This window comes from Streptomyces sp. NPDC047014 (genome assembly GCF_040644195.1).
In the GTDB taxonomy this organism is placed as follows: Bacteria; Actinomycetota; Actinomycetes; order Streptomycetales; family Streptomycetaceae; genus Streptomyces.
This window is the reverse complement of record NZ_JBEYVX010000064.1, coordinates 1-23,924: the sequence shown is the minus strand read 5'-3', so window position 1 is coordinate 23,924 and position 23,924 is coordinate 1. Positions and strand designations below refer to the sequence as shown.

The following is a 23,924-nucleotide window of genomic DNA, read 5'->3' as shown; positions in this document are numbered from 1 at the left end:
AGCCGTGACCGTCGCCCCGATCGCTCCGGTTGGACCGGCATGCGAATCCTGCGTATCCCCCACACTCTGCCCGCCCTGCTGCTCCTCGGCAGCTCGTACCTCGTCGGCCAGGCGCACGCGGCGGCCGGTCCGGACTTCCAGTACGTCGGCCAGGACGACCGGGTCCACGGCCTGACGGCCCCCCGGGGCTGCGTGGAGGCGGAGGGCGGCGGTACCCGGGCGGTCACGAACCGGACCCGGGGGTCGGTGACCCTGTACCAGGGGGCGCACTGCTCCGGGCGGGTCGTCGGGGTGCTGCGGGCGGGCGAGGTGAGCCAGGTGCGGCCGTACTTCGCGTCCGTCCGGTTTCCTGTCACCGGGTAGGCCCAGCGGCCGTGACTGATCGGCCACCGCGGCGTTGTATGCCATGTCAAATGCCACAGATTCTGTGGCGCCCCTTATCTCATGAGGAGATCTTGATGTCGCGTATCGCGAAGGCATTCGCCATCACCGCTGTCACCGGCAGCGCCGTGGTCGCCGGTGCGGGTCTGGCTGTCGCCGATGCCGGAGCGCAGGGTGCGGCGGTCGGCTCCCCCGGTGTCCTCTCGGGCAACCTGCTCCAGGTTCCGGTCCACGTCCCGGTCAACGTCTGCGGCAACTCGGTCAACGTGGTCGGCCTGCTGAACCCGGCGTTCGGCAACACCTGCGTCAACGCCTCCGGCGGCGACGAGGCGCACCACACCGAGGGCTACGGCCACTGATCACCTGATCGACGGCTCCACGGAAGGGCCCCCGCCGGACGGCGGGGGCCCTTCCCCGTGCCGGTGGCCTCACGCGTAGCGGTAGGTGCGGCTGTGGTCCAGGGTCTCGCGCGGGGTGATGTCCCACGGCGGCATCGGCTCGTCGAGGGCGATCACCCGGCCGCGCTGGAGGTCGCCGAGCGGGAGGGGGGCGGCGGGCAGGTAGCCGGAGCCGGGGTGGCGCTGCTGCCAGCGGTCCCAGAGCAGGTCCACGAAGGCGTGGTGCAGCCAGAAGGCCGGGTCGTTGGGGGCGGTGCCGCCCGTCATGTGGCCGCCGATCCACTGGTGCACCTTGTTGTGGTTGCGCCAGCGCTCGCTGCGCGGGGCCGCCCAGCCCTCCAGTTTGTTGCGGAAGCCGCCGGCGGTGGCGGTGGAGTCCCAGGGGGCCACGTCGTAGACCGGGTCGTCCAGGGCCCACTGGAGCTCGGCGGCGGTGGGCAGGGCGATCGGGTTCTGCGGGCGGCCCAGGTTGCGGGTGAGGAAGGCGGACTCCGTGATGCCCACGGTCACCGTCCAGTTGCCCCGGTCGTGGGCGAAGGGGCCGGTCATCACCTTGCGGTCGCTCGCGCGCCCGGTGCCGCCGAGGAAGTCGTCGGCCCAGAGGGCGGAGGCGGGGCTGTTGTCGGTGGTCCAGTCCCAGTACGGGACGGTCACGCCCGGGTCGATCTCCCTCAGCTGCCGTTCGAACTCCAGCAGGTAGAGCCGGTGCCAGGGGAAGAAGGAGGGGGACATGTGGCCGACGCGCAGTTTGCGGTCGCGGTCGGGCACGAAGTACTTGTCGTGGGTGCGCACGAGGGCGTCGTAGGCACCGCTGCGCTTGAGTTCCAGTACGGCCGCCGTGAACCGCTTCTTCTGGGCGCTGGTGAGGTTCTTCTGGTTCTGCCGGGTGTGCAAGGCGGGGGTCCTCCCGTTCCCGTGGTGGTGTCAGCCGTGGTGCGGGGCGGCCGCCGACGCCAGCTGGGCGGTGCCCAGTTCGTCGACGGCGGCCCGGGCCAGTTCCAGTGGGGTGGGGTAGGACTGGAAGTGGTTGATCCCGCTCAGGTAGCTGCCGTCGGCCCGGCGCATGACGTGCAGCGGGCGGCCGTCGATGCGTACCCCGGCGACGTCCACGGCGATGTGGCGGCCGCGGTAGGTCTCCTCCTCGGCCAGGGGCGCCGGGGTCAGGGTCTGCCGGGGGCGCCGGGCGCGCAGTACGGGGGCCAGGGCCGCGGCGGTGCCCGCGAGCACCGCCGCGGTGAAGGCCGTACGGAGGACCGCGCGGCGGGTCAGGGGTGCGGCGGCGGATGCTGCGGACATACGGTCTCTCCCTCGCTCGGTGACCGGCGGCTACGGGTCTAACGCCGCGCGGCGGGCGAGGTCACCCGCGGGCCCGCCCGGCCTCCCCGGACGCGAACCGGGGCAGGGGGGCGGGCGGCCGGGCTCAGGTCCCCGGGGCGGCCACCGGCGCCGGGAGTTCCGCGAAGTCCGCCACGAGGCCGCGGTGGTGGCCCGCGGTGCCCAGGGCCAGGGAGTCGGCCTTGGCCCGCTTGAGGTAGAGGTGCGCGGGGTGCTCCCAGGTCATGCCGATGCCGCCGTGCAGCTGGACGCACTCCTCGGCGGCGCGGACGGCCACGCCCGAGCAGTACGCCTGGGCGACGGCCACCGTCAGCGGCGCGTCGGGCGCGGCGGTGGCCAGGGCGTCGGCGGCGGCGCGGGCCGCGGCGCGCGCGGAGGCCACGTCCAGCCAGAGCCGGGCCAGGCGGTGCTTGAGGGCCTGGAAGGAGCCGACGGGCCGGTTGAACTGGTAGCGCCCGCGGACGTGCCGGACGGTCTCGGTCAGGCACCACTCGGCCAGCCCGACCTGCTCGGAGGCGAGCAGACCCGCCCCGGAGAGCAGGGCCCCGGCGACGGCCGCGCGGGCCGTGGCCGGGTCGGCGAGGCGGGTGCCCGCGGCCCCTTCCAGGGTGACGGTGGACAGCGGGCGGGTCAGGTCCAGCGGGGTCAGCGGGGTGAGGGTGGCCGAGGCGGCCGGGACGGCGTGCAGGCCGGTGTCGGCCAGGACCAGCAGGAGGTCCGCGGCGGCGGCGTCCGCGACGGTGGTGACGGTGCCGGTCAGGACGCCGCCGCCGGAGTCCCGGACGGGGGCCGGCAGGGGCGCGCCCGGGGCGAGGGTCAGCGGTACGGCGGGCACGCAGACGGTGCCCCCGGCGGCCAGCTCCCGCAGCAGCGGGCGGGCTTCGGCGGTGTCGCAGCCGAGCAGGATCTCGGTGGAGAGCACCGCGCTGGTGAGGTAGGGGACGGGCGCGACGGCGCGGCCCAGTTCCTCCAGGACCACGGCCGCCTCCCGGTGGCCGGCGCCCTGCCCGCCGAGCTTCTCGGGTACGAGGAGGCCCGCCGCGCCGATGTCGGCGGCGAGGGTGCGCCACAGGGCGGGGTCGTGCGGCCGGCCGCTCTCGGCCCGTGCGAGGACGGCCGGGGCGGCGCAGCGGTCGGTGAGGAGGTCCCGTACCGCCGAGCGGAGCTCGTCCTCGGTGTCGGAGTAGAGCAGGTCCGTCCGTGCCGTCATCGGCTCAGGTCCTTCCAGGCCAGGTCCTTGTCGTCGCGGGGCTCGGGGGGCAGGCCCAGGACGCGTTCGGCGACGATGTTGAGGAGGATCTCGCTGGTGCCGCCCTCGATGCTGTTGCCCTTGGCGCGCAGGTAGCGGTAGCCGGCCTCGCGGCCGGTGAAGTCGACGCCGTCGGGCCGGCGCATGGTCCAGTCGTCGTACAGCAGGCCCTCCTCCCCCAGGAGCTCGACCTCCAGGCCGCTGATCTCCTGGTTGAGGCGGGCGAAGGCGAGCTTCATGCCGGAGCCCTCGGGGCCGGGCTGTCCGGCGGCGAGCTGCTGGCGCAGCCGCTCGGCGGTGAGGCGGGCCACTTCGGCCTCCACCCACAGTTCCAGCAGCCGCTGGTGGAGGGCGTGGGTGCGCAGGGCGGGGCGTTCGCGCCAGGCGGCGGCGACGGGGGCGATCATGCCGCCCTCGCGGGGGATGCGCATGCCGCCGATGGAGACGCGTTCGTTCATCAGCGTGGTGCGGGCGACGGCCCAGCCCTCGCCGACGGCGCCGAGGCGGTGGGTGTCGGGGATGCGGACGCCGGTGAGGAAGACCTCGTTGAACTCGGCCTCGCCGGTGATCTGGCGCAGCGGCCGGACCTCGACTCCGGGGGCGTGCATGTCGCAGAGGAAGTAGGTGATGCCCTGGTGCTTGGGGAGTGAGGGGTCGGTGCGGGCGACGAGGATGCCCCAGCGGGCGGTGTGGGCGCTGGAGGTCCATACCTTCTGGCCGTCGACGACCCAGGTGGCGGTGTCCTCGTCGAGGACGGCGCGGGTGCCGAGGGCGGCGAGGTCGGAGCCGGCGCCGGGCTCGCTGAACAGCTGGCACCAGACCTCCTCGCCGGTCCACAGGGGGCGCAGGAAGCGGCGTTTCTGCTCGTCGGTGCCGTAGGCGAGGATCGTGGGGGCGGCCATGCCGAGGCCGATGCCGATCCGGCGGGGGTCGTTGTCGGGGGCGCCGGCCGCTTCCAGTTCGCTGTCGACGAGGCTCTGGAGGGTGCGGGGCGCGCCGAGTCCGCCCAGGCCCTCGGGGTAGTGGACCCAGGCCAGTCCGGCGTCGAAGCGGGCGCGCAGGAAGTCGGCGCGGGGGGTGATGGCGGGCGGGTGCGCGGCGAGCAGGTCCCGTACGCGGGCGGTCAGCAGCTCGGCGGTGGTCGCGGTCATCGGGCGGTGCTCCCGTCCCCGGGCAGGGCCAGGACGACGCGGCCGGTGGTGGTGCCGTCGGCCACGCGCTGGACGGCGTCGGCGACGTCGGGCAGGCCGATGGTCTCGCTGACCAGGGGGGTGATCGCGCCGGAGGCGACGAGGCGGGTGAGTTCGGTGTGGCAGGCGGCGATGGAGATCGGGTCCTTGGCGGCGTAGAGCCCCCAGTGCAGGCCGAGCACGGAGTAGTTCTTGATCAGGGCGTGGTTGAGGGCGGGGGCCGGTACGGTGCCGCTCGCGAAGCCGACAACGACGATCCGGCCCTCGAAGGCCACGCATTTGGCGGAGGCGGTGTAGGCGTCGCCGCCGACGGGGTCGTAGACCACGTCGGCCCCGTGGCCCTCGGTGTACTCCTTGACCCGGGCCACGATGTCCTCGGCCCTACGGTCGATCACCAGGTCGCAGCCCAGTTCCTCGGCGGTGCGGACCTTGGCCTTGCCTCCGACGACCCCGATGACGGTGGCCCCGGCGGCCTTGCCGAGCTGGACGGCGGCGCTGCCGACCCCGCCGGCGGCGGCGTGCACGAGCAGGATCTCGCCGGGCTGGATCCGGGCCCGGCGGTGCAGGCCGAACCAGCCGGTCTGGTAGCCGATGTGGAGGGCGGCGGCCTCGGTGTCGCTCAGGCCCTCCGGGGCGGGGAGCAGGGCCCGTTCGGGCGCGACCACGTACTCGGCGAAGCCGCCGTGCGGCAGGCTCGGGGTGGCGATGACGCGCTGGCCCTCGTCGGTGAGGCCGCAGATCTCCACGCCCGGGGTGAAGGGCAGCGGCGGGCGGATCTGGTACTGGCCGCGGACGAGCAGCGCGTCGGGGAAGTTGACGGCGGTCGCGAGCACCCGGAGCCTCACCTCGCCCTCGCCGGGCCGGGGTTCGGAAACCTCTTCGAGGCGCAGGGCCTCACGGGGCTCACCGGGGGTATGTACTCGCCATGCCTGCATCCGGGGCCTCCAGCCGCCGTCGAGGGATCACGCTCCGGGCGCATACTAAGCGGTCGCTTGCATTCCTGTGAACCCATGGGCCCTGACCTGGAGCGCGACCCTCCGTACGAAAGCGTGTGCGAAGGGTGTGCCCGTCGGGCAGCATGGCCCCCGTAGATCAACGGGCGGGAGCCGCTGCCCCGCCGCACGACACCAGGGGGAGACACATATGAGCGGATTCGCCATGAGGGGCACGACGGCCGCCGCGGGGGCCGCCGTCCTGCTCACCGGGCTGATCACCACCGCCGGACCGGCTTCGGCCGCGGCCCCGGCGGGCACCGCCCCGGCCGCCTGCACACCCGCCGTCGAGGTCCTGCCGGCCCTGCCCGGCCAGAGCGGGGGCGCCGTACGGGGCTTCGGCGCGGCCGGTCTCGCGCTCGGCGAGAGCGGCGGCCGGCCCGCCTACTGGACGGGCGCCGAGCACACCGCCCACGCCGTCCCGCTGCCCGCAGGCTTCGACCGGGGCCGCGCCACGGCGGTCAGCGCCGCGGGACTGCTGGTGGGCACGGCCGTGCGCACCGCGGACCGTACCTCGGTCGCCTTCACCCACCAGCTGGGCAGCGCGGTCTCGACGGCGCTCACCGCGCCGTCCGCGCCCGGCGTCGAGGTGGCCGCCGACGTCAACGCCTCCGGCCGGGTCGTCGCCGTCGACGGCGGCGTCGGCAAGGAGTGGCTGAACGGGCGGGTCGTACGGGAACTGCCGGTGCCCGCCGACGCGATCGCGGGCAGCGAGGTCGTCGCGCTGACCGGCATCAACAAGCGCGGGGACATCGTCGGCACCGTCAGCGGCTCGTACTTCGACAGCGCGAACGACATCCAGGTGACCAAGACCTTCCCGGTGGTCTGGCCGGCCGGCGGCGGCTACCCGCCGTACAGCCTGGAGGTGTGGAACGGCTACCACGCCTCCTTCGCCACGCTCGGCCGGGACATCGACGACCGCGGCCGGGTGGTCGGCCTGGAGGCGTACCACTACCGCAACGACCCGCGGCGGACCCCGGCCGTCTGGAAGAAGCCCTACGAGGCCCTGCCCACCGACCCGGGCCGCGTGCCGGGCTACGGCCACCTGGAGTTCGACGGCAGCAGCCCGACGACGAACGTGGCCGTGGGCACCGCCACCGAGTTCGAGGAGTCCTACGCCACCTCCTACCGGGCCGTCCACTGGTCCGGCGCGGGCGCCCCGCGGGTCCTGCCCGCCCCGGCCGTCGCCCCCGGCGCCGTACCGCTGACGCGGGCCTTCGCCGCGGCCGACGACGACCGGGTCGGCGGCACGGTGACCGACCGCCAGTCGCAGGCGAGCGACGCGGTGCTGTGGACCTGCGCGAGCAAGCAGGCGTACACACCGGAGGGCTGATCCCGTCGCGGGCATGGCGATCGCGGCGCCCGCGCGCTATCGATGGGCGCATGGAGAACCCCCAGCGCGGTCTGCCCGCGCCGCCGCCGGCCGGATCCGCCGCCCTGCCCCCGGGTACGTACGCGGGGCAGGTGGTCCTCGTGACCGGCGGCGGCACCGGCCTGGGCAAGGCCGTGGCCACCGAGTTCGCCCGGCTCGGCGCCGATCTGGTGATCGCCGGGCGGCGCCCCGAACGGCTCGCCGCCGCCCGGGAGGAGCTGGCGGCCGTCCCCGGCGCGGGCCGGGTGGCGGCCGCCGTCTGCGACATCCGCGACCCGGAGCGGGTCGCGGAGGTCTTCGACGCGGCCCAGGCGGCGTCCGGGCTGCCGGACGTGCTCGTCAACAACGCGGCCGCCAACTTCCCCTCCCCCGCCGAGGACCTGACCCCGGGCGCCTGGCGGGCGGTGGTCGACATCACCCTGACCGGCACCTGGTTCATGACCCGCGAGTTCGGCCGCCGCCATCTCGCCGCCGGGACCCCGGGCTCGATCGTGAACATCGGCGCCTCGTACGCCTGGACGGGCGGGCCCGGCTTCGCCCACAGCGCCGCCGCCAAGGCCGGGGTGCACAACCTGGTACGGACGCTCGCCGTCGAGTGGGGTCCGTACGGCATCCAGATCAACGGGCTGGTGCCGGGGCTGTTCCCGCACGCCGATATGACGGCGGACATCCGGGGCGGGCTGGAGGGGGCCGCGGCCGGGCGCACCGGGGCCCGGGACGCGCGGCAGCCCGCCCTGCGGGTGGGCGAGCCGCGCGAGCTGGGCTGGGCCGCCACCTTCCTGGCCTCCCCGTACGCCCGCTTCGTCACCGGGCACACCCTGGTGGTCGACGGCGGGAACTGGCAGCGCCGGGCGGTGGTCAACCCGGAGGTGGTCCCGGTGCGCGAGCAGCTGGGGCGCGGGCCGTTCCGGCCGTAGCGGCGGGTGGCGGGGCCGTCAGGTGCCCTTGAAGTGCGGCGGGCGGCGGTCCGCCTTGGCTCCGTAGCCCTCGCGGCAGTCGTCCGAGGTGAGGGTCAGGGCCGCGGTCATCGCGACCCGGTCCAGGGCGGCGGGCAGGGCGGCGTCCGCGTAGGCGTCGACGGCCCGCTTGATGCCCTGGACGGCGAGCGGGGCGTTGGCGGCGATCTCGGCCACCAGGGCGCGCGAGGCGGTGTCCAGTTCCTCGCCGGGGACGACGAGTTGGACGAGGTTCAGGCGCTCGGCCGTCGCGGCGTCGATACGGCGGCCCGTCAGCGCCAGGTACTTGGCCCACCCGGCCCCCGCCTCGCGGGCGATGCGCAGGTCCCCGCCCGCGTCCACCGCCACGCCGAGCCGGGCCTCGGGCAGGGCGAAGACGGCGTCCTCGGCGGCGACGCGGACATCGGCCATCAGGGCCAGCTCGAAGCCGAAGCCCAGGCAGTAGCCCTGGACGGCGGCCACCAACGGCTGCGGGAGGCGGGCGAGGACCGCGAAGCGCTCGTGGACCCAGCGGATGCCCTCGTAGTAGTCGCGGGTCCGCTCGGCCGCCGACCGGCCCGTGACGGCGCCGCCCGGGGCGGTCGTGTCGATGCCCGCGCAGAACGCCCGGCCCTCGGCCCGCAGCAGGACCGCCCGGACGGCGGGGTCGAAGCGGATCCGGTCCGCGTACAGGCCCAGCTGGCGGCTGGACTCCCAGCTCCAGCCGTTGAGCCGGTCCGGGCGGCAGAGGGTGAGGACGGCGATCCCGTCCGCGACCTCCAGCCGGATCCGCTCCTCGCCCTCCGGGATCTCCGTGGAGATGGTGTCGATCATCGTGTGTCCGCCCCCGCCCTTCCCCCGCTGACCGGCCGTCAGGGTAGGGCGGGCGGCTCAGCGGGGGAAGAGTTCGAACGGGATCGCCGGGCGGCCGCCGAAGCGGGGCGCCGCCTGCTGGGCGTTGCCGGTGAGGAAGGTGCGTACGTACTCCTCCGGGTCCTGGTCGGTCAGGACCTCGATGTACGTACGGTGCTCCAGCAGCGAGGCCACCGAGCGCTCCAGGCCGGGCCCCGCGTCGGCCGCGTGCGTCGGGGTGGTGGAGCCGGCCACGGCGACCCAGCGCACGCCGTCCCAGGGCTCCAGGCCCTGTTCCGTGAGCAGTTCGGGGAAGATCCACCGGTTGCCCGCGTCGCCGGCCGCGTCCAGCGTGGCCCGGCCGACCGCCTTGTGGTCGGGGGTGTTCCAGTAGCCGCCGCCCGTGGCGCCGCCCCAGGTGTCGCGGTGGTTGAGGGTGACCACCAGCTCGGGGCGGTGCCGCCGGATGGCCGCCGCGATGTCCCGGCGCAGGCCGAGGCCGTACTCGATCACCCCGTCCCGGTAGTCGAGGAATTCCACCTCCGAGACCCCGACGACGGCCGCGCTCGCGCGCTGCTCCGCCTCGCGCAGCGAGCCGCACTCGCCGGGGGCGAGGGAGTCGATGCCCGCCTCGCCGCGCGTGGCCAGGAGGTAGGCGACCTCGCGGCCGCCGTCCGTCCAGTCCGCGACGGCCGCGGCGCATCCGTACTCCAGGTCGTCCGGGTGGGCGACCACCGCGAGGGCGCGGGTCCAGTCGGTGGGCATGGGCTGCAAGGGCGGCTGCTGATCGGCTCGTTCGGTCATGTCCCGCACCCTAGGCGACGGGAGTCCCGCGGCCGGCGCCCCGGGCCGCGCGGGCCGGGGCGCCGCCCGTCCGGCTCATGCCCCGTCGCGCACCAGGGACAGCAGGCGGTCCAGGACGCGGGGGCCGCCCGCGCGCAGTCCGTCGTGCTCGAACTCGTCGGTCACCCAGGTGCGCAGGCCGCGGATGGCGCGGGCCGTCTCCAGGGAGTGGCCGGCGTCCACGTACATGTCGTCGTGGTAGACGGCGGCCGCGACCGGGACCTCGTTGGCAGCGAGGCGGCTCGGGTCGTAGAGGGGCTGCCAGCCGGTGCGGGCGGCGAGCAGGTCGGCGGTCTCGCGCAGCGGGGCGAGCGCGGGGTCGGTGGTGAAGTGCCAGGGGTGGATGGTCTCGCCGCCGAAGAGCAGCGGCTCGTCCCCGGCGAGGGTCTTGAGGGCGTCGAACCGGGGGTGGCCGGCGCGGACCCGGTCGGCGGCCCAGGCGGTGGGCGTGGCCGGCTCCTGGGCGTAGATGGCCTCGTGGACCAGCGCGTAGAGGGGGTGTCCGGCAAAGGAGAGCCGGGCGCGGACGCCCTCCAGGAAGGCGTCGGAGAGGGCCGGACCGGAGGAGGTGGGGACGAAGGCGTCCTCCAGGAGGAAGTGCAGCTCGTGGCTGCCGTCGCCGCCGCCCAGGAGCATGCCGAGGGACTGGAACGCCTCCACGGTCAGGAGGTGGCCGCCGGGCAGCCCGGCCGGCTGCTCCGCGAGGTGGGCGGCGATCCGGCGGGCGCGTTCGACGTCCATGGGGTAACGGGCGTAGTGGGCGGCGTTCTTGCGCGCGATGCGCGGGTACGCGGCCTCGTACACCTCGTCGGCGGTGGCGGTGAGCGAGGGCAGGCCGCCGGTGATGACGGCGGCGGCCAGGCCCTCGGGGGCGTGGGAGAGGTAGCGGGTGGCGCAGAAGCCGCCGAAGCTCTGGCCGAGCACGGTCCAGGGGGCGCCGCCGGTCAGGCCGGGGCGGATGGCCTCGGCGTCGCGGACGATGGAGTCGGCGCGGAAGTGGGAGAGGTGTTCGGCCTGCTCGGCGGGGGTGCCGTGGAGCGGCAGCGTCTGCCGGTTGAGCGGGGTGGAGCGGCCGGTTCCGCGCTGGTCGAGCAGCAGCACCCGGTAGTCCTCCAGGGCCCGCCCCAGCCATGCCTGCCGGCCGATGAACCGGCGGGCGCCGAAGCCGGGACCGCCCTCCAGGTACAGCAGCCAGGGCAGCGCCTCGGGGTCCTTGCCGGCGGCGACGACCTCGCGGGCGTACAGCTCGATCTGCGGGCCGTCCGGGCGCTCGTGGTCCAGGGGGACGTGGAAGCGGTGGTCGGTGAGGACCGTGCCGGGCTGGCGGTAGCTGTCGACGATGGTCACGGGCGGCCCCCTGGGGTGGACGAGGTACGGAAAGCCCGCGCCCGGCCGGGTGTCGGCGGGCGCGGGCGTGCGGTCCGCCCGAGTCTAGGAGGTGCCGCCGAGGGGCCCTGCGCAGAGGGCCCCTCGCCGTGGGGCCCTCCTGGTGGGGCCTCTCGCGGTGTCTCAGAAGGTGACGACCGAGCGCAGGACCTCGCCGCGTTCCATGCGGGCGAAGGCGTCCTCCACCCCGTCGAGCGGGATGGTCTCGGAGACGAAGGCGTCCAGGTCGAGGCGTCCCTGGAGGTAGAGGTCGATGAGCAGCGGGAAGTCGCGCTCGGGCAGGCAGTCCCCGTACCAGGAGGACTTCAAGGAGCCGCCGCGCCCGAAGACGTCGAGGAGCGGCAGTTCGAGCTTCATCTCCGGGGTGGGCACGCCGACCAGCACCACGGTGCCGGCCAGGTCGCGGGCGTAGAACGCCTGCCGGTAGGTCTCCGGGCGGCCGACGGCCTCGATGACCACGTCCGCGCCGTTGCCGTCGGTGAGGGCCTGCACGGCCTTGACCACGTCCTCGGTGCGGCCGTTGACGGTGTGCGTGGCGCCCAGGCCGCGCGCCCACTCCAGCTTCCGGTCGTCCAGGTCCACCGCGATGATCTTCGAGGCGCCCGCCAGCCGGGCCCCGGCCACGGCCGCGTTGCCCACTCCCCCGCAGCCGATGACGGCGACGGAGTCGCCCCGTCCGACGTTGCCGGTGTTCAGGGCGGCGCCGAGGCCCGCCATCACCCCGCAGCCGAGCAGTCCGGCGGCCGCCGGGGAGGCGGCCGGGTCGACCTTGGTGCACTGGCCGGCGGCGACCAGGGTCTTCTCGGCGAAGGAGCCGATGCCCAGGGCCGGGGAGAGCGGGGTGCCGTCCTCCAGGGTCATGGGCTGGGTGGCGTTGTGCGTGGCGAAGCAGTACCAGGGGCGGCCGCGCCGGCAGGCGCGACAGGTGCCGCACACCGCACGCCAGTTGAGGACGACGAAGTCACCGGGCGCCACGGAGGTGACGTCCGGGCCGACCGACTCGACGACACCGGCGGCCTCGTGGCCGAGGAGGAAGGGGAACTCGTCGTTGATCCCGCCCTCGCGGTAGTGGAGGTCGGTGTGGCAGACCCCGCACGCCTGCACGCGGACCAGGGCCTCGCCCGGTCCCGGGTCGGGCACGAGGATCGTCGTCGTCTCCACCGGTGCGCCCTTGCTCCGCGCGATGACCCCTCGTACGCGATGTGTCACGTCGTACCCCGCTCTCGATCGAATGCTTCTGGATCACCGAACGTACACGCGTGTGCGCCGGTACGGGAGTTGTGTCACCCCGCGGCGCGCGACCCGGCCAGATCCGGCGGTACGGCGGCCCGGAGCGCCGCGCCGAAGGCGGCCACGGCGGGGTGGGTGCCGGCCCCGCTGCGGAAGGCGAGGTTCGTCCGGCGCTGCATGGCCAGCCGGGTGAGGCGCACGGCCGGATCGGCCGGTTCCGCCACCCCGAGCTGCGGTACGACGGCCACCCCCTGGCCCGCGGCGACCAGTGCGAGCACGGTGGCGAACTCGTCCACGCGGTGGCGTACCCGCGGGGTGAATCCGGCGGCCTGGCAGGCCCGTACGGTCATGGCGTGGCAGAGGGTGCCGGGGGTGGCGGTGATCCAGGGCGCGGCGGCGTGGGCCCGCAGGACGGCGCCCTGCTCGGGCACCCCGCCGGAATCGGCCTCCGTCTCGGCTGCGGCTGCGGCTTCGCGCGGGGCGTCCGCCCCCGGTACGGCCAGGTACATCGCCTCGCCGTACAGCGGCTCGGTGGTCAGTCCCGGCTCCCGCGCGGCCGGTACGAAGTCGTACGCGTGCACCAGCGCCACGTCCAGGTCCCCGGCGCGCAGGGCGTGGGCCACCTCCGCCGGGTCGGTCTCGGAGACCATCGGCTCCAGGCCCGGGTGGCGCCGGGCGAGGTCCACCAGGGCGGCTGGGACGATGGCGCGGGTGGCCGTGGGGAAGGCCCCGATCCGCAGCGCGCCCGCGAGGCCGCCGCGCGCCTCGGCCAGATCGGCGTCGGCCCGCTCCAGCCGTTCCAGTACTGCCTCGGCGTGCAGGACCAGGTTCTGCCCGGCCGGGGTGAGCCGCACCCGGCGGCCGGTGCGCTCCAGCAGCGGCAGGCCGGCCTCCCGTTCCAGCACGCCGAGCTGCTGGGAGACCGCCGAAGGGCTGAAAGCGAGCGCTTCGGCCACGGCGGCGATGGTGCCGCGCCGGGCGAGTTCGCGCAGCAGGCGCAGGCGGCGTACGTCGAGCATCGGCTCAGCTTACGGGTCGGGTAAGAAACGCGAACTGGATTCGCGGCTCGGGGCGGGTGAGGCTCTTCGGTATGGCACAGGACATCGCAGGAACGCTTCCGCTGTACGGGATCCACGTACCGCTCGTCACCCCCTTCGCCGCCACCGGGGAGGTCGCCGCCGAGGCACTGGAGGCGCTGGCGCACCAGGTCCTCGACGCCGGGGCCACCGGGATCGTCGCCCTCGGCACCACCGGGGAGGCGGCCGCGCTGGAGGAGGCGGAGCGCGACCTCGTCACGGACGTCTGCGCCCGGGTCTGCCGGGAGCGGGACGCCCTGCTGACGGTGGGCGCCGGGGCCTCCGGGACCCGGGCCGCCGAGGCGGCGCTCGCCCGGCTGGCCCGGTGGCCGCGGACCGGGGCGGCGCTGGTGACCGTACCGCCGTTCGTCCGGCCTTCGGCGGCCGGGGTGTTGGCGCATTTCACGCGCCTGGTCGAGGTGAGTCCGGTCCCGCTGATCGTCTATCACATCCCCTACCGGACCGGTCAGCCGCTCGACGCGGCCACGCTGCGGGCGCTCGGGGCGCTGCCGGGCGTCGCCGGGGTGAAGCTCGCGGGCGGCCGGGTCGACGAGGACGCCGTGGCGCTGCTCGGCGACCTGCCGGACGGGTTCGCGGTCCTGGCCGGGGACGATGTGTACGCCTCGCCGCTGATGGCGCTGGGGGCGCCCGGCGGGATCCTGGCCTCGGCCCATCTGGCGACGGAGCGGTTCGTGGAGCTGTCCGGGGCGTGGCGGGCGGGAGACGCGCTGCAGGCGCGGGCGCTGGGGCATCCGCTGGCGCGGCTGTCGGCGGCGGTGTTCGCGGAGCCCGGGGCGGCCGTGGTGAAGGGCGTGCTGCACGCGCAGGGCCGCATTCCGACCCCGGACGTACGGCTTCCGCTGCTGCCGGCCTCGCGGAGGGCCGTGGCGGATGCCCTGGAGCTGCTGCCGTAGCCCCTTTCCCGCCGGAAAGAGTCCCCGATGGGCGATTTGACACCTACGCGCCAGTCGCCCGAATGAGGCCGTCAGAGGCCGGACTTGCCCCTATTGAGCCCACCGCCCGGCACCCGTGATGTCAGTCACGCCGGACCGGACAACATCATTTGCCCCGAGAGGCCGATTCCCTTTCCCCGGAAAGGGAATCGGCCTTTTCTCATGACAATCCACAAGGTCATTTACCGGCACTCCGGCGAGATGTCGATCTATACGCGGAATTCGGGCCTTGTTCCTCTCGCCAGAGCTCATTTACGGTCACCTCGTTCCTGGTGGCGAGCTCCCCCGATCGGCCGCCTCCCGGGCTCTCCCGTCCCCCCAGGTGAGGAATTCCGCCATGCCCGCAAAGGGAAAGCACCGCCGTCCCAAGCAGAACCCGATCACCCGCAAGCTGGCCCTCGCCGGCACCGGTGGCGCCGTCCTCACCCTGCCGCTGATCAGCGCGACCACCGCCGGAGCGGTGGAGACGGCCAAAGCGCCCACCGCGCTCGCGGTGGTGCCTGCCAAGGCGCCCACCGCCCTTCCCGCGGCCCCCGCCAAGGCCGCCACCTATTCCGTGGTCGCCGGCGACACCCTTTCGGAGATCGCCGCCACGCATTCCGTGAGCGGCGGATGGCAGCAGCTCTACGCGGCGAACCGCGGGGTCGTCGGTGACAACCCGTCGGTGATCCGTCCGGGCATCAAGCTGAGCCTCGGCACCCAGGCGAAGACGGCCGCGGCGGCCAAGCCCGCGACCGCCTACCCCGACACTCTGGACGGCTGGATCCGCGAGTCCCTGTCCGTCATGGCCAAGCACGGAATTCCCGGCAGCTACAACGGAATTCACCGCAATGTGATGCGGGAGTCCTCGGGCAACCCGAAGGCCATCAACCTCTGGGACATCAACGCCCGGAACGGAATCCCCTCCAAGGGCCTGCTCCAGGTCATCGACCCGACCTTCCGTGCCTACCACGTGCCGGGCACCTCGACGGACTCCTACGACCCCGTCGCCAACATCACCGCCGCCTGCAACTACGCGGCCGCCCGCTACGGGTCGATCGACAACGTCAACGGCGCGTACTAGGCGCGTCCTGGACGGTATGACGGCGGCGGGCGGCGCGCAGCAGGATCCGCAGGGGTGCGACGGTCCCGTAGCCGACGTCCCGCCGCAGGGCGCCCGCGCCCGCCCGTTCCACCGCCGTCAGCTGATGCGCCATGAGGTCCGCCATCGTGGCGACCACGGGGCGCAGGCCCGGCACGGCGAGGTCGAGGAGGCCGCGGGTGGCGTCGAGCGAGGCGCGGGCGCGCCGGGTCTCGGCGGCGAGGAGGGCCCGTACGGCAGGGGTGTCACGCGCCGCCTCCAGATCGGCGCGGGTCACCCCGTGCTCGGCGAGGCGGGCGCGCGGCAGGCACAGGCGGCCCTCCGCGAGGTCCCCGTGGAGGTCGGCGAGGAAGTCCACGCGCTGCGCGGCCTCGGTGAACCGCCGCCAGCCGGCGGCCTGTTCCGGATCGGGGCCGCCCTGGTACTGGAGGCCGGTGAAGACCAGGACCCCGGGCCAGGCGTAGGCGTCGAGGTACCCCTGGAAGGCGTCCTCGTCGGCGAAGCCGTCGAAGCCCGCCTCGGCGGTGGCGGCGCCCTCCAGGAAGCGGGACACCCAGTGCGCGGGGAGGCCGCGGGTGTCCACGGCGTGGGCGTAGGCGCGCAGCACCGGGTCCGGGCTGTCCCCGGTCCTCAGCGCCGCCTCCACCCGCTCGGTCAACGCGGCGAGACCGTCGGCCCGTTCCCGCAGGCTGCCGGTCTCGGCCACGTCGTCGACCAGGTTCATGAAGGCCAGACCGGAGGCCAGTGCGGGCACCAGCGGCGGCGCCGCGAGCAGCCGCAGCGCGAGGTACGGCGCGGACTCCCGGCGGAGCACCCGGCGGGCGGCGTGCGTGTAGTCCTCCCGCAGCCGCGGGTCGGCTATGCCTGCCGTGGTGAGGGTGGTGCTCCAGCGGGGCATGGCGGGGTGCTCCTCGGCGCTTGTGGGGGGCAAGTGGGAACGGGGCAGGGGGGAACGGGGCCGGCGGTTCAGCTGGCGTAGACCTTGCGGAGCTTGCCGTCGATGCCCCACAGGATGTAGCCGCCGCGTCCGTACTCGTCGCTGAGGTAGGTCCGGATCGCCGGGGTCTTGTCCATCATCCAGGGGTCGATGATGACGTGGCGCGAGGTCGGCTTCTCGACCTTGAGGTCCCTCTTGGACTGCTCCAGCAGGCTGGGCAGGGTGTCCCAGTTGACGGCCGCCATGTCGATCAGCGGCTTCGTCCTGTCCACCGTGCCGTCCGGGCCGGTGCGCGAGGCGGCGCCGTCCCGGTACTGCCAGGAGTCGACGGTCTCGGCGCCGGCGGCGGTGGGGATGGAGGCGAGGATGTAGCCGTCGTAGAGGACCATGTCGACGAAGGTGGTCGTCCCCGCCTGCTTCTTGAACGCCTCCACGGCCGTACGGACCCCCTCGGGGGTCATCAGGTCCGTCCGGGGCGCGTCCGCCTTCGGGGTGTCCGCCCGCACCGCCGGGGCGGTGGCGCCGTTCCCGGCGGCGGGGGTGGCGGGGTTGGCGGAGCTCGCGACGGCGGTGCGGTCGGTGGCGCCCCTGGCCTTGTCCTCGCCGGAGGACCCGCCGGGCAGCAGCTGGACCACGCCGACGACACCGGCGACCAGGACGGCGGCGGCCACGGCGGCGAGCAGGGCGGGGCGCGTGCGGCGGGCCGGTGCGGGGGCCGCGCCCACGGGCGTGGTGGCGGCGGGCCCGGCGTACGGGGATCCGCCGGGGACGCCCGGTCCGTACGGCGGTGGGGTGGACGGGGAGTACGGCCCGAACTGCCCGTACGGACTGCCGGACCCGGCCGGCGGCGGGGTGGGAGTGGCAGGCGTAGCGGGAGTGGCCGGAGCGGCGGGTGCGTACGGCCGCCGCGCGCCCGCGTCGGCACCGAGCGCGGCGCTCGCGTCCCGCAGCAGCTGTTCCAGCCGCGCCCCGTCGGGCCGTACGGCCGGGTCGCGGACCAGCAGCTGTTCCAGTACGGGCCCCAGCGCGCCGGAGCGCGCGGGCGCGGGGATCGGGTCGTCGAGGACGGCGACGACCGTGGCCAGGCTGGTGGCCCGGCGCAGCGGGCTGACCCCTTCCGAGGCGACGTAGAGCAGCATGCCCAGCGACCACAGGTCGGAGGCGGCCAGCCCCTCCTCGCCGCGGACCCGCTCGGGCGCGATGTACTCGGGCGAGCCGATGAGCACGCCGGTGGCGGTGAGCTGGGTGGAGTCGTGCAGGGCGGCGATGCCGAAGTCCGTGAGGACGGCGGAGCCGTCGGGGCGCAGCAGGACGTTGGCCGGCTTCACGTCGCGGTGCAGGACGCCTTCGGCGTGGGCGGCGCGCAGCGCGGACAGCACGTCGAGGCCGAGCCGCACCACCTCGGCGGGCGGCAGCGGGCCGGACTCCAGCTTGTCGTGCAGGGAGCCGCCCTTGACCATCTCCATGACGATCCACGGGTGGCCCTCGGCGCCGTCCGCGGGCTCCACGATGTGGTGGATGGTCACGACGTGCGGGTGGGCGAGGCGGGCGAGGGCGCGGGCCTCGCGGACGGCGCGCTCGCGCATCTGCTCGGCCAGCTCCGGCTGGGCGGCGGCGGTCGCCGGGTCCGGCGGCCGCACCTCCTTGAGCGCGACCTCGCGGTGCAGGGCGATGTCCCTGGCCCGCCATACCGTTCCCATACCGCCGCTGCCCAGGGGCGCGACCAGTTCGAAGCGCCCGTCGATCAGCTGTCTGCCGGCCTCACTCGTGTCCATGGCGGATCATCGTAGGCGCCCGCGGTGTCAGCAGTGGCGCCGGTCCACCGTCACGGTGCCCTGGACGGTCCCGACCGTGCGGTCGTAGCACCCGCCGGGGGCCATCGACCCGTACAGGCGGTGGCGGGCGGTGGTGGTGCCGACGGCGTGCCGCTGGTCGCGGGGGACGTTCGCGGTGTAGGTGGCGTCGCCCGTGTACCGGTCGTCGAGGCGGCCGGTGGTGAGGGTGCGGCCGCCGCGCAGGGTCCGGGTGTCGGCGCGGTCGCCGAGGGAGAGGACGGTGCGCAGCCGGTCGCCGGGGCCGAGGGTGGTCTCGCCGTTCATCGTGTACGTACGGGTGGTGCGGGTGGTGACGGGGCCGTGCGTGACGCTCTCCTCGTCGGTCCAGGTGGCGTCGAGGGCGTCGCTGCTCTCGCCGTCGGTCCAGCGGTGCACGGAGTCGTGGCGGACGGAGCGGGTGACGGTGGTGGTGACGCGGCCGTGCGAGGTGTCGAGGTGGCCGGAGACGGTCAGCCGGTGGGCGCCCTCGGTGTCGAGCCGGTGCGGGGTGCCGGGGGCGGCGGGTGTCCAGCGGGAGTGGCCGGTGGGGGCGCTCTCCTGGTGCCGGGTGAGGGCGCCGGTAACGACGGTGCGGGCCTCGTCCTGCCAGAGCAGGAGGTTGGTGGGGGTGCTCCAGCCGCTCTGCCCGGCGGGCACGCCGGCGACGGTGACGTCGATGCGGTGCGGGCGGCCGTCGTTGAGGAGGGCGGCGTAGGGGGTGAGGTCGTAGAGGACGGGCTGGACGTCGAAGGCCCGGGGGGCGGGGGTGACGTACCAGAGGAAGGGGTTGGACCAGCCGCCGGTCCAGACGGTGGGGAAGGGCGCGGCGATGCCGGCGAGCCGGCCGTCGACGGAGATGCGGACCTCGCGGTGGGGACCGCCGCCGTCGGCCTTGCAGGAGTAGGGGGCGGCGGTGGGGGTGGTCAGGTACCAGTACTCCTCGCAGCCGCCGCCGGAGCCGGTGGCGTACACCTCGGCCAGCAGGCGTTCGGTGTTGCGCGGGGTGGTGACGGCCGGGGAGGTGAGCGGCAGCACGCGGTCGGGGGTGTCGGGGGCGGGGGTGTGGCGGTCGGCGGCGTAGAAGGTCAGTGTCACCGTGACGTCGATGACCCCGGTGTAGGTGTCGTCGACGACGTTGCCGATGAGCATTTCGACGGGCTGCGGGCGGGCGAGGGTGTCGCGGTAGCGGGTGACGTCCTTCTCGACGGACCAGGTGATGCCGTCGGGCGAGGGCTGCGGGGTGGAGGTCCGCAGCACCTCCACGCCCCCGACGGCCACATGCCCCAGCCGGTCGTACTGCCGCCCCTTGACCTTCCCGTCGAGCCGCAGCACGACCTTGGCCCAGGCGGAGTGGCCGCAGCCGGTGGGCGGGGTGTAGTCGCCCCGATAGGGCGTGAAGTCCCGAAACTCGGCAACGGCGAGCACCACCCGACAGGCCCGGGTCGGTGGCGTGGCTATGGCCGGGGCGGGGGTAACCGGGTCATGCCAGTCGGTCCCGAACTCGGCGGGCGGGGTGGGGCCGCCGGCGGGCTGGGCCGCTCCGGCGGCTTGCGCGGGGGCCGTCCCTGCGGGAGCCAGGGCAGCGGCGGGCTGGGCGTGGACCGTCCCTGCGGGAGCCAGGCCAGCGGCGGGCTGCGCGTTCGCCCGACCGGCGGTGACCAGCGCAGCGGCGGGCTGAGCGTGCACCGGATCGGCGGGAGCAAGGGCAGCGGCGGGCTGCGCGTTCGCCCGACCGGCGGTGACCAGCGCAGCGGCGGGCTGAGCGTGCGCCGGATCGGCGGGAGCAAGGGCAACAGCGGGCTGGGCGTTCGCTGGGGCAGCGGCAGCCAGGGCGGCAACGGCGAGCGTGAACGCGCCGAGCAGGCCGGTGATCCTGTGGGGTCGTCTCATGAACCGGCAGTGAAACCCGCCGGGCCGTCCCGAACCAGGGCGGGTACGGCGACCGTGGCCGGTTCTCGCTGCCGACCACCGCACCCGCCCCCACTCTCGCGGCAACTGCCGTCGCCCCCGTCGTCGTTGTCGCGGTACCCGCCACCCCGCTCCCGCGGGCATCGCGCCCGGGACCTGATCCGTGGATGCCTGCGGGTCCCCGCCTCCCCGCTCGCGCGGGCATCGCGGCGGCCCCCGCCCTGGCTCGCGCGGTTGTCGCCGCAGCGCCGCCGCCGGAACGGCAGCCCGCGTCACCGCCCCAGCTGCCGCAGCAAGAGCGGCCATGGCTGGTCTCGCCGCAGTCACCATCCCCCCTGCGCGGTGTTGCCGCAGCACCGTCGGCGGAGCGGCTGCCGTCGCCGTCCCGCCGTTGTCGCGGCCGGGCCCGTCCCCGCCCTCACCGTTGCCGCAGGAGCCGCCATCGCGCTCTTACCTCAGCCACGTCGCCGCCGTTGCCGTCGCAGCCACGCGTCACCGCTCGCGCGGCTGTAGCCGCAGCAGCCGGCTCCGCCCTCGCTGCTCTGCCGCAGCCCCCGGGCCCCCGCCCATGCGGTTGTCGCCGCAGCCGGCTCCGCCGCCGGGGGCGGGGTGGGCCGGTCAGGTGGGGAGGAGTACCACGCCGTCGTCGTCGGCGTGGAGTGTGTCGCCCGGGTGGAAGGTGATCTCGCCTATGGTGACCGGCTCGTCCACCGCGCCCGCGCCCGTCTTTCCGCTCTTGCGGGGGATCGTGCCGAGGGCCTTGATGCCCAGGTCCAGGGTGGCGAGGGCGGCGCTGTCGCGGACGCTGCCGTTGATGACGAGGCCCGCCCAGCCGTTGCGCTCGGCGGCGCCCGCGAGGAGGTCGCCCACCAGGGCGGTACGGGGCGAGCCGCCGCCGTCCACCACGAGGACGGCGCCCTCCCCCGGCGTCTGGAGGAGTTCGCGCAGCAGGGAGTTGTCCTCGTGGCAGCGGACCGTCCGCACCGGCCCCGCGAACAGCCGGCGGCCGCCGAACTGGCGGAAGGCCGTGGTGCAGATGCCGAGGGAGTCGCCGTACTCGTCGTACAGGTCGGCGGTGGGGACAGGAATGACGGGGGTGGCGGGGGTGACGCTCATCGGAGTACCGGCTCTCTCGCTGCTCGCAGTCGGATGTCGCACCTGGCCCGCCCACCCTAGGCCGTCTCTTTCCCAGGGCCTGCCCCCGGCGGCGGTCAGACGGTCGCCGGGGTGCGGGGGCTCATGCGTTCCGGGCGGGGTGGTGCCGGGAGGCGGGTGAGGAGGATGACTCCGCGGGTCGCCGCCGCCGCTCCGGCGGCGGCCAGGAGCAGGCCCGCCGCGCCGCCCTGGAGGCGTTCGCCGAGGAGGAACGCGCCGATGGCCGCGGCGGCCAGCGGATTGGCGAGGTTCACCACCGCGAGCGGGGCGCCGAGCCCGCCGCCCCGGTAGGCCCGCTGCGACAGGAGCATCCCGCCCACCGCGAACACCACCACGAGCAGCGCCACGGACACGACCCGCACGCTGAACAGCGATCCCCCGCGCCCGCCCGCCACCGCCACCGTCTGCGTCAGGGCCGACGCCACCGCCGAGGCCAGCCCCGACGCGGTCGCGTGCCGCAGCCCCGAGCCGGGCTCCCGTACGGCGGTCAGCGCCAGGATGACCGCGATGGTGGCGCCGGAGACCCCCAGGGCCTCGGCCAGCGTGAGCGTGTCGTCCGGGGCGGGCCCTGAGGCCGGGAGCAGCAGCAGGCCGAGCCCCGCCACGGTGGCGAGCGTGCCCCGCCATTCGGTACGGGCCACCCGTCGCCCGGAGCGCCGCGCCCCCATGGGCACGGCCGCCACCAGGGTGAGCGCGCCGAGCGGCTGGACCAGGGTGAGCGGCCCATAGCGCAGGGCGGCCGCGTGCAGCAGCGCCGCGGCGGCGTTCAGCCCGGCCGACCACCACCAGGCACCGGCGCCCATCAGCGTCCGCGCGCTGTGCGCCCGGCCGGCGCGGGCCAGCCGCTCCTGGGCGACGGCGGCGGCCGCGTAGGCGACGGCCGAGCCGAGGCAGAGCCCGACGGCGAGAGCGGTGTCGTTCACTGCCCCGCTCCTACGGCACCGGCCGCTACGGGGGCCGCCTCCACGGAAGCGCGCTGCCGGGGCAGTTCCCGTACGGCGGGGTCGGGTCCGCCCGGCGGCGAATCGTTCCGCCTCGGCCGCGGGACCACCAGCAGCGCGAGCCCGAGCAGGGCGGCGGCCACGATCGCGTCGAGCCAGTAGTGGTTGGCGGTGCCGACGATGACCAGGAGCGTCACCAGCGGGTGCAGCAGCCACAGGAAGCGCAGCCGGGAGCGGGCCGTCCCGGATCCGGGGGCGGGGCGGGTGGCGGCGATCACGCCGATCGCGAGCATCAGCGCCCAGCCGAAGTGCAGCGAGGGCATCGCGGCGAACTGGTTCGCCAGGGTGTCGGTGTCCGGCGCGGCCCGGTAGACGGTGGGCCCGTAGACCTGGCCGGTGTCGATGAGCCCGGCGATGTCGAGCATCCGCGGCGGCGCGAGCGGATAGGCGAGGTGGAGGACCAGGGCGGTGCCGGTGAGGACCGCGAGCACGCGCCGCGTCCACAGGTAGTGGCCGGGGCGGCGGACGTAGAGCCAGATCAGGAAGAGGGCGGTCGCGGGGAAGTGCACGGTCGCGTAGTAGGTGTTCGCGGTGGTCACGAGGGCGTCCCCGTGCAGCAGCAGTCGCTGGACCGCGTCCTCGCCGGGCAGGTGCAGCACCCGCTCGGCGTCCCATATTCGCCCGGCGTTGCGGAACGCCTCGGCGGTGCGGTCGGTCGAGAGCAGCCGGCCGGCCTTGTAGACGGTGAAGAAGCCCGCAACGAGCAGCAGCTCGCGCACGAGCCGCCGCCGGGCGGCGCTGCGCCCGGCTCCGGCTGCGGCCCCGGCCGCGACCCCGGGCTCAGCTCCGGGCGCGGCCCCGGGCTCGGCACCGGCTCTGGGCCCGGCCCCGTCTCCGGCTCCGTTTCCGTCTTCGCCCGCCGTCCCGGCAGGCGTGGTGTGCGAGGTCATCCCCCGGTCTCTCTTCCTGTTGCGCGCAACGCGACACGCCAGTGTATCGATACATTGGCGTATCGATACGCTCGTGTACCGATACGGTCACGTCTCCCGTACACTTCCTGGTGGAACCCACCGTCGAGCCGCCCCGAGGAGAGCCGCAGCCCATGACGTCGACGACGCCGCCCCCCGCGCGCCGCTCCAAGATCACCCCGGAGCGGGAGCAGGAGTTCTTCGACGCCGTCCTGGAGCAGCTGCGCGAGCACGGCTACGAGGCCCTGACGATGGAGGGCGTCGCCGCCCGCGCGAGCTGCGGCAAGTCCACGCTCTACCGGCAGTGGCGGACCAAGCCCCGCCTCGTCGCCGCCGCCCTGCGCGCAACCCGCCGGGGCAGCCTCGCCGCCGTGGACACCGGCAGCCTCGCGGGCGATCTGCGCGAGGCGGCCCGGATCGCGGCCGGCACCTCAGGGCGCGACACCCGCCTCACGCAGGCCCTCGGGCACGCCGTGCTCAGCGACGAGGAGCTGCAGGCGGCCCTGTGCGAGGCGCTGGTGGAGCCGGAGCTGGCCGCCTTCGGCGCGATGGTCGGGCGGGCGGTCGCGCGCGGCGAGATCACGGCGGACCATCCGGCCGTGGAGTTCCTGCCGGCCCAGCTGATGGGCATGCTGCGGATCCGCCCGGTGCTGGAGGGGCGCTACGCCGACGCCGACTACCTGATCCGGTTCGTGGACGCGGTCATGCTCCCGGCCCTGGGTCTCGCGCCCGCCCCCTCCGCCCGAACCACATCCGCCAGCCCCGCCGGAACCACGGCCGGACAGGCCCCCTGAACCGGTCGGCCGCCGGCCCCGCCGGCAGGGGGACGCGGGGGAGGCGGCGAAAGGGGGGCAGGGAGAGAACGCGGGAGAGGGGGGGGGAGGGGGGGTGGGGAACGAGGGAGGGACGGAGGGCCAGGACATGGGGA

At 75.1% G+C, this 23,924-nt stretch carries 23 protein-coding genes; 7 read left to right on the top strand and 16 right to left on the bottom strand.

All coding sequences use genetic code 11. From position 1 onward, the window contains the following. The first annotated feature begins 39 nt into the window (after positions 1 to 39). Positions 40 to 363 carry a hypothetical protein gene (locus ABZ873_RS25955; protein ID WP_360876287.1) on the top strand — a complete coding sequence of 108 codons (324 nt, stop codon included), beginning with the start codon at positions 40 to 42 and terminating at the stop codon, positions 361 to 363. 95 nt (positions 364 to 458) lie between these two features. Beyond that, entirely contained in the window at positions 459 to 740 is a 282-nt protein-coding gene (locus tag ABZ873_RS25950; RefSeq protein WP_360876285.1) for a chaplin, read from the top strand. 69 nt (positions 741 to 809) lie between these two features. Here ABZ873_RS25950 and ABZ873_RS25945 read toward each other — a convergent pair whose 3' ends face one another. The 5 genes from ABZ873_RS25945 to ABZ873_RS25925 all read right to left on the bottom strand — a co-directional run bounded on the left by ABZ873_RS25945 (position 810) and on the right by ABZ873_RS25925 (position 5,488). Further along, complete coding sequence (locus ABZ873_RS25945) at positions 810 to 1,673, bottom strand: tyrosinase family protein (RefSeq protein WP_360876283.1); 864 nt, start codon at positions 1,671 to 1,673, stop codon at positions 810 to 812. Between the two features lie 30 nt (positions 1,674 to 1,703). Further along, positions 1,704 to 2,075, bottom strand: a complete 372-nt coding sequence (locus ABZ873_RS25940; protein WP_360876281.1) for a tyrosinase family oxidase copper chaperone — start codon at positions 2,073 to 2,075, stop codon at positions 1,704 to 1,706. A 124-nt stretch (positions 2,076 to 2,199) separates the two neighbouring features. Beyond that, on the bottom strand, positions 2,200 to 3,324 hold the full coding sequence (locus tag ABZ873_RS25935) for an acyl-CoA dehydrogenase family protein (RefSeq protein ID WP_360876279.1): 1,125 nt from the start codon (positions 3,322 to 3,324) through the stop codon (positions 2,200 to 2,202). Further along, positions 3,321 to 4,514, bottom strand: a complete 1,194-nt coding sequence (locus ABZ873_RS25930) for an acyl-CoA dehydrogenase family protein (protein ID WP_360876277.1) — start codon at positions 4,512 to 4,514, stop codon at positions 3,321 to 3,323. Before ABZ873_RS25930 ends, ABZ873_RS25935 begins: the two co-directional genes overlap by 4 nt. Next, positions 4,511 to 5,488 carry an NADPH:quinone oxidoreductase family protein gene (locus ABZ873_RS25925; protein ID WP_360876275.1) on the bottom strand — a complete coding sequence of 326 codons (978 nt, stop codon included), beginning with the start codon at positions 5,486 to 5,488 and terminating at the stop codon, positions 4,511 to 4,513. Before ABZ873_RS25925 ends, ABZ873_RS25930 begins: the two co-directional genes overlap by 4 nt. Positions 5,489 to 5,696: 208 nt before the next feature. Between ABZ873_RS25925 and ABZ873_RS25920 the strand changes: the two genes are divergently transcribed. Together ABZ873_RS25920 and ABZ873_RS25915 are read left to right on the top strand one after the other, a co-directional pair. After that, entirely contained in the window at positions 5,697 to 6,878 is a 1,182-nt protein-coding gene (locus ABZ873_RS25920) for a hypothetical protein (RefSeq protein WP_360876273.1), read from the top strand. 50 nt (positions 6,879 to 6,928) lie between these two features. Next, a complete protein-coding gene (locus tag ABZ873_RS25915) occupies positions 6,929 to 7,834 on the top strand; it encodes an SDR family oxidoreductase (protein WP_360876271.1) in 906 nt (301 codons plus the stop codon). An 18-nt stretch (positions 7,835 to 7,852) separates the two neighbouring features. Here ABZ873_RS25915 and ABZ873_RS25910 read toward each other — a convergent pair whose 3' ends face one another. From ABZ873_RS25910 to ABZ873_RS25890, 5 genes are all read right to left on the bottom strand, one after another. Then, a complete protein-coding gene (locus ABZ873_RS25910) occupies positions 7,853 to 8,686 on the bottom strand; it encodes an enoyl-CoA hydratase/isomerase family protein (protein WP_360876269.1) in 834 nt (277 codons plus the stop codon). Positions 8,687 to 8,743: 57 nt separating this feature from the next. Further along, positions 8,744 to 9,508, bottom strand: coding sequence for a PIG-L deacetylase family protein (locus ABZ873_RS25905; protein WP_360876267.1), 765 nt, complete (start codon positions 9,506 to 9,508; stop codon positions 8,744 to 8,746). A gap of 75 nt (positions 9,509 to 9,583) precedes the next feature. After that, entirely contained in the window at positions 9,584 to 10,888 is a 1,305-nt protein-coding gene (locus ABZ873_RS25900; protein WP_360876304.1) for an alpha/beta fold hydrolase, read from the bottom strand. Positions 10,889 to 11,056: 168 nt separating this feature from the next. Further along, positions 11,057 to 12,142 (bottom strand): S-(hydroxymethyl)mycothiol dehydrogenase, encoded by a 1,086-nt coding sequence (locus tag ABZ873_RS25895; protein ID WP_360876265.1) that lies wholly within the window; start codon positions 12,140 to 12,142, stop codon positions 11,057 to 11,059. 74 nt (positions 12,143 to 12,216) lie between these two features. Next, positions 12,217 to 13,182, bottom strand: coding sequence for a LysR substrate-binding domain-containing protein (locus ABZ873_RS25890; RefSeq protein ID WP_360876263.1), 966 nt, complete (start codon positions 13,180 to 13,182; stop codon positions 12,217 to 12,219). Between the two features lie 71 nt (positions 13,183 to 13,253). Here ABZ873_RS25890 and ABZ873_RS25885 point away from each other — a divergent pair, with 71 nt between their 5' ends. Together ABZ873_RS25885 and ABZ873_RS25880 are read left to right on the top strand one after the other, a co-directional pair. Then, the gene (locus ABZ873_RS25885) at positions 13,254 to 14,153 is read left to right on the top strand and encodes a dihydrodipicolinate synthase family protein (RefSeq protein WP_360876261.1); all 900 of its coding nucleotides are present in this window, start codon (positions 13,254 to 13,256) and stop codon (positions 14,151 to 14,153) included. 376 nt (positions 14,154 to 14,529) lie between these two features. Next, positions 14,530 to 15,255 (top strand): LysM peptidoglycan-binding domain-containing protein, encoded by a 726-nt coding sequence (locus ABZ873_RS25880; RefSeq protein WP_360876259.1) that lies wholly within the window; start codon positions 14,530 to 14,532, stop codon positions 15,253 to 15,255. On the opposite strand, the gene ABZ873_RS25875 is transcribed toward ABZ873_RS25880, so the two are convergent. The 6 genes from ABZ873_RS25875 to ABZ873_RS25850 all read right to left on the bottom strand — a co-directional run bounded on the left by ABZ873_RS25875 (position 15,239) and on the right by ABZ873_RS25850 (position 22,807). Further along, on the bottom strand, positions 15,239 to 16,171 hold the full coding sequence (locus tag ABZ873_RS25875) for a squalene/phytoene synthase family protein (RefSeq protein WP_360876257.1): 933 nt from the start codon (positions 16,169 to 16,171) through the stop codon (positions 15,239 to 15,241). The genes ABZ873_RS25880 and ABZ873_RS25875 overlap by 17 nt on opposite strands. A gap of 68 nt (positions 16,172 to 16,239) precedes the next feature. Then, entirely contained in the window at positions 16,240 to 17,985 is a 1,746-nt protein-coding gene (locus ABZ873_RS25870; RefSeq protein WP_360876255.1) for a serine/threonine-protein kinase, read from the bottom strand. A gap of 27 nt (positions 17,986 to 18,012) precedes the next feature. Then, positions 18,013 to 19,602 (bottom strand): peptide-N4-asparagine amidase, encoded by a 1,590-nt coding sequence (locus ABZ873_RS25865; RefSeq protein WP_360876302.1) that lies wholly within the window; start codon positions 19,600 to 19,602, stop codon positions 18,013 to 18,015. Positions 19,603 to 20,550: 948 nt separating this feature from the next. Then, complete coding sequence (gene rraA, locus ABZ873_RS25860) at positions 20,551 to 21,048, bottom strand: ribonuclease E activity regulator RraA (RefSeq protein WP_360876253.1); 498 nt, start codon at positions 21,046 to 21,048, stop codon at positions 20,551 to 20,553. Positions 21,049 to 21,143: 95 nt separating this feature from the next. After that, on the bottom strand, positions 21,144 to 22,010 hold the full coding sequence (locus tag ABZ873_RS25855; RefSeq protein ID WP_360876251.1) for a DMT family transporter: 867 nt from the start codon (positions 22,008 to 22,010) through the stop codon (positions 21,144 to 21,146). Further along, the gene (locus ABZ873_RS25850) at positions 22,007 to 22,807 is read right to left on the bottom strand and encodes a phosphatase PAP2 family protein (RefSeq protein ID WP_360876249.1); all 801 of its coding nucleotides are present in this window, start codon (positions 22,805 to 22,807) and stop codon (positions 22,007 to 22,009) included. The genes ABZ873_RS25855 and ABZ873_RS25850 overlap by 4 nt, the downstream gene beginning before the upstream one ends. Positions 22,808 to 23,130: 323 nt before the next feature. Between ABZ873_RS25850 and ABZ873_RS25845 the strand changes: the two genes are divergently transcribed. Then, on the top strand, positions 23,131 to 23,790 hold the full coding sequence (locus tag ABZ873_RS25845; RefSeq protein ID WP_360876247.1) for a TetR/AcrR family transcriptional regulator: 660 nt from the start codon (positions 23,131 to 23,133) through the stop codon (positions 23,788 to 23,790). Positions 23,791 to 23,924: the final 134 nt, after the last annotated feature.

Excerpts from the sequence above, each read along its gene's own strand:
- ABZ873_RS25955 (WP_360876287.1), top strand. The coding sequence starts at position 40 with ATGCGAATCCTGCGTATCCCCCACACTCTGCCCGCCCTGCTGCTCCTC.
- ABZ873_RS25950 (WP_360876285.1), top strand. The coding sequence starts at position 459 with ATGTCGCGTATCGCGAAGGCATTCGCCATCACCGCTGTCACCGGCAGC.
- ABZ873_RS25940 (WP_360876281.1), bottom strand. The coding sequence starts at position 2,075 with ATGTCCGCAGCATCCGCCGCCGCACCCCTGACCCGCCGCGCGGTCCTC.
- ABZ873_RS25935 (WP_360876279.1), bottom strand. The coding sequence starts at position 3,324 with ATGACGGCACGGACGGACCTGCTCTACTCCGACACCGAGGACGAGCTC.
- ABZ873_RS25930 (WP_360876277.1), bottom strand. The coding sequence starts at position 4,514 with ATGACCGCGACCACCGCCGAGCTGCTGACCGCCCGCGTACGGGACCTG.
- ABZ873_RS25925 (WP_360876275.1), bottom strand. The coding sequence starts at position 5,488 with ATGCAGGCATGGCGAGTACATACCCCCGGTGAGCCCCGTGAGGCCCTG.
- ABZ873_RS25920 (WP_360876273.1), top strand. The coding sequence starts at position 5,697 with ATGAGCGGATTCGCCATGAGGGGCACGACGGCCGCCGCGGGGGCCGCC.
- ABZ873_RS25915 (WP_360876271.1), top strand. The coding sequence starts at position 6,929 with ATGGAGAACCCCCAGCGCGGTCTGCCCGCGCCGCCGCCGGCCGGATCC.
- ABZ873_RS25910 (WP_360876269.1), bottom strand. The coding sequence starts at position 8,686 with ATGATCGACACCATCTCCACGGAGATCCCGGAGGGCGAGGAGCGGATC.
- ABZ873_RS25905 (WP_360876267.1), bottom strand. The coding sequence starts at position 9,508 with ATGACCGAACGAGCCGATCAGCAGCCGCCCTTGCAGCCCATGCCCACC.
- ABZ873_RS25890 (WP_360876263.1), bottom strand. The coding sequence starts at position 13,182 with ATGCTCGACGTACGCCGCCTGCGCCTGCTGCGCGAACTCGCCCGGCGC.
- ABZ873_RS25885 (WP_360876261.1), top strand. The coding sequence starts at position 13,254 with ATGGCACAGGACATCGCAGGAACGCTTCCGCTGTACGGGATCCACGTA.
- ABZ873_RS25880 (WP_360876259.1), top strand. The coding sequence starts at position 14,530 with ATGCCCGCAAAGGGAAAGCACCGCCGTCCCAAGCAGAACCCGATCACC.
- ABZ873_RS25875 (WP_360876257.1), bottom strand. The coding sequence starts at position 16,171 with ATGCCCCGCTGGAGCACCACCCTCACCACGGCAGGCATAGCCGACCCG.
- ABZ873_RS25870 (WP_360876255.1), bottom strand. The coding sequence starts at position 17,985 with ATGGACACGAGTGAGGCCGGCAGACAGCTGATCGACGGGCGCTTCGAA.
- rraA (WP_360876253.1), bottom strand. The coding sequence starts at position 21,048 with ATGAGCGTCACCCCCGCCACCCCCGTCATTCCTGTCCCCACCGCCGAC.
- ABZ873_RS25845 (WP_360876247.1), top strand. The coding sequence starts at position 23,131 with ATGACGTCGACGACGCCGCCCCCCGCGCGCCGCTCCAAGATCACCCCG.